Origin of the sequence: Intrasporangium sp. (assembly GCF_030452765.1) — a bacterium.
In the GTDB taxonomy this organism is placed as follows: Bacteria; Actinomycetota; Actinomycetes; order Actinomycetales; family Dermatophilaceae; genus Intrasporangium_A.
Window position 1 is genome coordinate 1 of the sequence record NZ_JAKDLO010000203.1, and the last position, 7,309, is coordinate 7,309.

A 7,309-nucleotide genomic window follows, 5' to 3' on the forward strand; every position below is an offset into this window, starting at 1 on the left:
GCGATCGCCCTCCCGGGCACCATCCCGGGCACCGCCGTGCGCGCCATCCCGAGCACCGGCGTGCGCGCTGGCGTGCGCGCCATCCTGGTCACCGACGTGGGCACCGCCGTGCGCGCCACGGCGAGAGTCGTGGCGGGCCGGGTGGACTGCATCGGGATGGGCGCTGCCCTGCCGGCTGTCACGCGCTCCGCTCTGACACGCTTCGCTCTGACGCGCTGCGGTGCGGCGCGCTCCGCCGCCAGCGCTGCCACCCGGCGCACCACTGCCACCCGATGCACCGCCGCCACCCGATGCCGCACTGCCGCCGGATGCCCCGCCGGTGCACGACCCGGCGTCAAGGCTCTTCCAGAAAGCGCGTGCCGCACCCGTCCGGTCCGCCTCATGCTTGTCCTGCACGGCAGCCATCTGCTCGCGCAGGTGCTCCAGAAGCGTCGAACCAGCAGCCATGGCGAAGACCTGAGACCTTTCCGTCGATCGATTCGAACGTTTGTTCGATTGCATCTCAACGGGCCATCCCATGCAAGCCTGTCTGACGGGCGGATCTGGCTGACCCACAGACACATTCATGACTCACCGCTCAGGCTCACGAGGCCCACCCTGACCCCAGGTCGAGATCCGAGACCGATGTGAAGATCGCGTCGGAGTCGCCGAGATCGAGACTGTCAACAAGTTGCTGCTCGGAAGTCGTGGGGTCGTTCAGTGCCGACGCATCATGGCGGCTGGGTGCGCGGTCGGCGTTCGAAGCGACCAACGGGGGGCCAACAGTCTGGCGGCGATCCGACATCCGGACACCCTTTGGCCGTCAGCCGGGAGCGACCACGTCCAGCCGGGGGAAGTACGTCCGATATCGCTTGGCGTCACGGGTCAGCATCCGGTACCCCGAAACGACGGCATGCGCACCGATGTAGAAGTCGGGCAAGGGCGTTGTCCGGGCCCCACCGCCCCGTCGGTATGCGAGGAATGCCTTCCCGGCAACGAATCCTGCCGGGTAGGGGAGCGCCTCGCGGACGAAGGCCGCCTCCGGAAGCGCCGCGTCGAGCTCCTCGATCCGGTCGAAGGCGACAGAGACCTCGGCATAGACGATCGGGTTGACCACGACCGGTCCGCCGTCGAGCGCACGGCCAAGGGCGTCCCCGGACCAAGCAGCCCAGACCGGGTCATCGGTCAGGATGTCGAGGAGCACGTTGGAGTCGACGAGGGTGACGGCCGCCGCACCCTCACTCTCCACGCAGCAGGTCCATCAGCTCGTCGGTGGTCTGCTTCGTCGTCGCGCGCGCCCGCATCCGTCCCACGATCCGGGAGCCGCGGGTCTCGCCCTGCCCACGATGCACGATGCGAAGTGTGGCGCCATCCTCGACGACATCCACCTCGTCGCCCTGGGTGAAGCCGAGCCGATGACGGAGATCGGCAGGGATCGTGACCTGTCCCTTGCTGTTGAGCCTCACATCGACTCCTGACACCTATGACTCCTGATACGTATCTTGTGTAGTACACGATACCGGTCACAAGGCGCCACCGCGAACACCACCAGAGGGGCGAAACGGCCCCCAGAGACATGGGACACGATGTATGCCGCTGTGCTTGGGCCGCTAGCCTGTGCACGGTCCCGACGCACTCGAAAGGCCCCTGCGTGCTCGTCCTTCACGGATTCTGGTCTCCAGGTCGTGGCCTGTGCCTGTGGGCAGAGGACTCCGAGCGGACCGTCACCAGCCGGAGCCAAGCTGTGCGCTCGGCCCGGCCGCACCCGTTCGCCGCTGCTGCCGACCTGCTCACCCGGCTCGTGCCCGGCCGTCCGGGAGAGGCCACCCTGCAGCTGCCGTCACTGGCCAAGTCTCCGCTGGACTCCCCCGAGCTGGTGCGTATCAGCCCGCGTAGCTCCCCCCAGAGCGATCCTCTGCTGCTGCCCTGGCGAGTCCCCACCTGCGAGCTGTCGCAGGCCGAGGCGCTGGACTGGCTGGGCTCGGTGACCGGCGACAGCAATTACAATGTCACCGACGGCGACACCGGCAACGGCAACGGCAACGGCAACGGGCACGGCGGGGAGGCCGACGTGCGCCTGGGCGTCTCGGTCGGCTATCTGGCGAACGTGGCCTCCTTCGCCGGCGAGCTCGTCGAACGCGGCCGGGTGGTCCCGACCGTCGGGGTCGACGTCTTGGGCCCCGTTGCCCAGTGGCGACCTGCCCTGCGAGGCCCCGATGTGGTCGCGTCGGGCGCCCTCGTCGCGGCGATGCCCCCGGTGTGCCGGTGCGAGCCCGCCCGTGGGGACGCCTCCGACCTGCTCGTCGACGCGTTGCACGCCCTGACCGACGCGGCCATGCGGCGCCGGCTCGGGTCGGACCTCGATCTCGTACCTGCCCGGCGGGGGCGCCGGCCCCGGCAGCTGCCGGCCGTCGAGGCGTGGCTGGGAGCGCTGGCCGCGCCGGACGGTCACTTCGATGCGCTCGAGCCGGAGGTGCAGGAGCTCGCGCGCCGGCTGGCCCCGTGGGACGAGATCGGGACCGGCCGGGTCGGTCCGGCCCGAGCCACCTTCCGCCTCACCGAGGTGGCCCCGGCCGACGGGCTGGGCGACGATCTTTCGCGCGACGACCTCCCGCACGATGCACAGCTACCCGACGAGCCGCCATCGGGCAACCACCCGCCGGTTGAGCCAGCCGGGCAGACCCTCGCTCCCGGGCAGACCCTCCCTCCCGAGCAGATCGGCGCTCCGAACCAGGCCGTCGCTCCGAACCAGTCCGTCGAGTGGCGGCTGGAGTTCCTGCTGCAGTCCACCGAGGACCCGAGCCTGCTGGTACCAGCCGCTCAGGCGTGGGCCGACGACGGGAGCCTGCGCCGCTGGCTGGGCCGACCGCAGGAGCTCCTCCTCGGTGAGCTCGGCCGGGCGAGCCGGGTCTACCCCGAGCTGGCCGCCGGGCTGCACCAGGCCAGGCCGCAGAACCTCCGGCTCGACGCCGACGGCGCCTACCACTTCCTGGCGACCGCCGCTCCCGCGCTCGACGAGGCCGGCTTCGGCGTGCTCCTGCCGTCCTGGTGGGACCGCCGAGCACGGCTCGGCCTCCGGGCATCGGCCAGCGCACCGGCCGACGCCGCCGTCACCGGCGGCACGTTCAGCCGCGACTCCCTCGTCGACTTCCAGTGGCAGCTCGCGGTCGGTGACGAGACGCTGACCGACGAGGAGATCACCGCGCTCGCCGAGACCAAAGCGCCGCTCGTCCGGCTGCGCGGCATGTGGGTGGCCATCGACCCGGAGCAGCTGCGACGGGGCCTGGAGTTCCTGCAGCGAGAGCCGGTCCGACCACGCACTGCCGCGGAGATCCTCGCCCTGGCCGCCAGCCACCCGGACGACCTCGGCACCCCGTTGCCGGTGACCGGAGTGACCGCCGACGGCTGGCTCGGTGAGCTGCTGAACGGCACGGCGGCGGCATCGTTGTCGGCGATCGAGCCGCCGGGCTCGTTCGCTGCCACGCTGCGGCCCTACCAGTCCCGCGGCCTGTCCTGGCTGTCGTTCCTCGCCACGCTCGGGCTGGGCGCCTGCCTGGCCGACGACATGGGCCTCGGCAAGACGGTGCAGCTGCTCGCCCTCGAGTCCACCCACCGCGCGGACGACCCGGCCGCCGGGCCGACGCTGCTGCTCTGCCCGATGTCGCTGGTGGGCAACTGGCAGCGCGAGGCGGCCAGGTTCGCGCCGTCGTTGCGCGTCTACGCGCACCACGGCACGGGGCGACTGCGCGGGCTCGCCCTGCGAGAACGTCTGACGAGGACGGATCTCGTCCTGACGACATACGGCACCGGCACGCGCGACATGGACGAGCTGGCCGGGCACGACTGGCACCGCGTCGTGCTGGACGAGGCACAGGCGATCAAGAACAGCCGGTCGCAGGCCTCGCGCGCGGTGCGCCGGTTGCGCGCCGGCCATCGGGTCGCCCTGACCGGCACCCCCGTGGAGAACCGGCTCTCCGAGCTCTGGTCGATCATGGACTTCGCCAACCCCGGGATGCTCGGGTCCGCCGAGCTCTTCCGCGAACGCTACGCCGTCCCGGTCGAGCGTCATGGCGCGACCGAGCCGGCCGAGCGGCTGCGCACCGTCACCCAGCCCTACATCCTGCGCCGGCTCAAGACCGATCCGACGATCATCGACGACCTGCCCGAGAAGATCGAGGTCAAGGAGTACTGCCGGCTCACGGTCGAGCAGGCCTCGCTCTACCAGTCGATCGTCGACGACATGATGGACAGGATCGAGAGCTCCGAGGGCATCGAACGCCGCGGAAACGTCCTCGCGACGATGACCAAGCTCAAGCAGGTGTGCAACCACCCCGCCCAGGTGCTGCACGACCGCTCCCCCGTCGGCCGGCGCTCGGGCAAGGTGATCCGTCTCGAGGAGCTCCTGGAGGAGATCCTCGCCGAGGGGGACCGGGTGCTGCTGTTCACGCAGTTCACCGAGTTCGCCGGGCTCCTGCTGCCGCACCTGGCCGCCCGGTTCGGCACCGACGTCGCCTACCTGCACGGCGGCACGCCCAGGGACCAGCGTGACGAGCTCGTGCAGCGCTTCCAGTCAGAGCAGGGCCCGCCGATCTTCCTCCTGTCGCTCAAGGCGGGAGGCACCGGGCTCAACCTGACCGCCGCCAACCACGTCATCCACCTCGACCGGTGGTGGAACCCGGCCGTGGAGAACCAGGCGACCGACCGCGCGTTCCGGATCGGGCAGCGCCGGCGGGTGCAGGTGCGCAAGTTCGTGTGCACCGGCACCCTGGAGGAGAAGATCGACCAGATGATCGAGGAGAAGCTGGCTCTGGCCAACCTGGTGGTCGGCGACGGCGAGGGCTGGCTCACCGAGCTGTCCACCGGCGAGCTGCGCCGGCTCTTCGCCCTGTCCGAGGAGGCCGTCGGTGAGTAGGTTCTATCCTCCGTCGCGCCCGCGAGCCGTCGAGGGCGGACTCGTGGCGCGCACCAAGCGGGGCGCCATGGCCCAGCACTGGTGGTCCGAGCGGTTCGTCGCCGTCCTCGAGGGCATCGGCATGGGCGGTCGCCTGCAGCGCGGCCGGACCTATGCCCGCAAGGGCCAGGTCGTCTCGCTGGACCTCGACGTCGGCGCGGTCACCGCGCAGGTCCAGGGCAGCCGGGCGCGACCGTACCGGGTGCGCATCGGCGTCGCCGCCTTCGGCAAGGCGGAATGGGCGCAGGTCGAGCGCGAGCTCGCCGACAACGCCTGGTACCTGGCCAAGCTGCTCGCGGGGGAGATGCCCGACGACATCGAGGACGTCTTCGCCGACGTCGGGATCGCGCTGTTCCCGACCAGCGCGAGCGACCTGTCCCTCGACTGCACCTGCCCAGACTGGGAAGTGCCGTGCAAGCACGTCGCCGCCACCTTCTACCTGCTGGCCGAGTCGTTCGACGACGATCCGTTCCGGATCCTCGCCTGGCGAGGGCGTGGGAGGGAGGACCTGCTCGACAACCTGCAGGCGGCGCGCCCCGACAGCCCCACAGTCGCGGCCGACGCACACACCAGCGTCCCGCTCGAGGCCTGCCTGGATCGGTTCTTCTCCGTGCAGGGCCGCCTCCCTCGAACCCGCGAGGTGGTGGCCAGCACCTCCCTGCTCGACCAGCTGCCTCCGGTCGAGGTGACGCTGCGCGGCCGTTCCCTGCCCGACCTGCTGCGCCCGGCCTACGAGGATCCCGCGCCACCCTGAGTGGCGCGAGGCAGCGGCATCCGCCGAGGTGGCGCAGGTAGCGCCCCGGCCGGAACCGGCGGTGGTGCGCGACGACGTCGAGCCCATCCCACGCACGCTCGATGCCGTATGCCGCTCAGCGACCCTTCCGCGCGCGGTCGGACGGCAGGCAAGTCCGCGACCGGCGCTCGCGAGAAGCTCACATCTGGGACCGGCGCGGTCGGCCGGACACAACAAGTCCGTCTCACCTCGGCCGGTGCTGCACGCGATGATGGCCCAGACTGGACTTGTTGTGTTCTTCCGACCGTCGAACCCAGCCCGGCAACCGAACCAGGAGCCGAGAGACCAAGGAGGTCGTGTCATGCCCACCGACACCCGATCGTCCGAGCCGGCGCCGATCATCTTCAAGGCCGTGGTGTCCGCAATCGACGACGTGGCCCTCGTGCGCCTGCCAGAGGATGCCAGCGAGCGGCTCCCGTCGCGTGGACAGGTAGCCGTGCACGCATCGGTGGCCGTGCACGCATCTATGGCCGGGCACGACTTCGAGACGGTCGTGGAGCCGGACGGTCGCCGCGGTCACTGGATCCGCGTCGACAAGGCCCTCCGACAGGGCGCCAGGATCAGCCCGGGCGACAGCACCGAGGTCACCCTCCGCGTGGCAGCCGACTGGCCGGAGCCGGACGTCCCCGACGACCTCGCCACTGCCTTGGCCGAGGCACCGGCGAAGATCCGGGACGTGTGGGAGGACATCACGCCGATGGCTCGGTGGGAGTGGGTCCGTTGGGTGCAGGCGACGCCCAACCCCGAGACTCGGCAGCGACGGGTCGAGGTCAGCATGTCGAAGATGGACGGTGGCAAGCGGCGGCCGTGCTGCTTCGACCTGGCCTCGTGTACCGACCCGAACCTCGCCAAGGGCGGCAAGCTGCGCGATCCCTGAACGGTCGCCGCCAGAAGGACAGGCAAGGATGCGGTTGACAACGACAAGGAGGGGGCATGCCCCGGGAGATCACCACCGTCCTGACCGACTTCGCCTACCTCGAGTGCCCCCGCTGGCACGACGGGCGGATCTGGTTCGTCGACTTCTACACCTACCGCGTCCTGTCGGCCGCCGAGGACGGCACCGACCTACGCGTCGAGGCCGACGTGCCCGGGCAGCCGTCCGGGCTGGGCTGGCTCCCCGACGGACGCCTGCTCGTCGTATCGATGAAGGACGCGCGACTGCTGCGGCGAGAACCCGACGGGACGCTGGTGACGCACGCCGAGCTGCGCGGCCAGGTGACCGGCCACCCCAACGACATGGTCGTCGACACCCAGGGTCGCGCGTATGTCGGCAACTTCGGTTTCGACCTCATGGGCGGTGCCGACCTGCGCACCGCAGACCTGCTTCGCGTCGACCCGGACGGGACGGTGTCCGTCGTCGCCACGGACCTCTACTTCCCGAACGGCAGCGTCATCACCGACGACGGGGTGCTGCTCGTCGACGAGACGCTCGGCAACCGCATCAGCGCCTTCGACATCGGCCCCGACGGGAGCCTGGGGCAGCGCCGGACGTGGGCAACCTTCGGCGAGCTGCCGGATGACCCGGCGCTCGCGGCCGTGCTGGGCGCGGTCGTTCTCGCGCCAGACGGCTGCTGCCTCGACGCCGA

6 protein-coding genes are annotated in these 7,309 nt (G+C 70.8%); 4 read left to right on the forward strand and 2 right to left on the reverse strand.

Annotation, left to right across the window (positions count from 1 at the left end; translation table 11 throughout):
* Positions 1-802: 802 nt before the first annotated feature.
* Together L0H79_RS19140 and L0H79_RS19145 are read right to left on the reverse strand one after the other, a co-directional pair.
* Positions 803-1,228: a type II toxin-antitoxin system VapC family toxin gene (locus tag L0H79_RS19140; protein WP_301486238.1), complete on the reverse strand. Its 426-nt coding sequence runs from the start codon at positions 1,226-1,228 to the stop codon at positions 803-805.
* Positions 1,218-1,445, reverse strand: coding sequence for an AbrB/MazE/SpoVT family DNA-binding domain-containing protein (locus tag L0H79_RS19145; RefSeq protein WP_301486239.1), 228 nt, complete (start codon positions 1,443-1,445; stop codon positions 1,218-1,220). Before L0H79_RS19145 ends, L0H79_RS19140 begins: the two co-directional genes overlap by 11 nt.
* A 278-nt stretch (positions 1,446-1,723) precedes the next feature.
* Between L0H79_RS19145 and L0H79_RS19150 the strand changes: the two genes are divergently transcribed.
* From L0H79_RS19150 to L0H79_RS19165, 4 genes are all read left to right on the forward strand, one after another.
* Entirely contained in the window at positions 1,724-4,891 is a 3,168-nt protein-coding gene (locus L0H79_RS19150) for a DEAD/DEAH box helicase (RefSeq protein ID WP_301486240.1), read from the forward strand.
* Positions 4,884-5,684, forward strand: a complete 801-nt coding sequence (locus tag L0H79_RS19155) for an SWIM zinc finger family protein (RefSeq protein ID WP_301486241.1) — start codon at positions 4,884-4,886, stop codon at positions 5,682-5,684. Before L0H79_RS19150 ends, L0H79_RS19155 begins: the two co-directional genes overlap by 8 nt.
* Positions 5,685-6,024: 340 nt before the next feature.
* On the forward strand, positions 6,025-6,600 hold the full coding sequence (locus L0H79_RS19160) for a YdeI/OmpD-associated family protein (protein WP_301486242.1): 576 nt from the start codon (positions 6,025-6,027) through the stop codon (positions 6,598-6,600).
* Between the two features lie 56 nt (positions 6,601-6,656).
* Positions 6,657-7,309, forward strand: a 653-nt coding sequence (locus L0H79_RS19165; protein WP_301486243.1) for an SMP-30/gluconolactonase/LRE family protein, incomplete at its 3' end; no start/stop codon positions are given.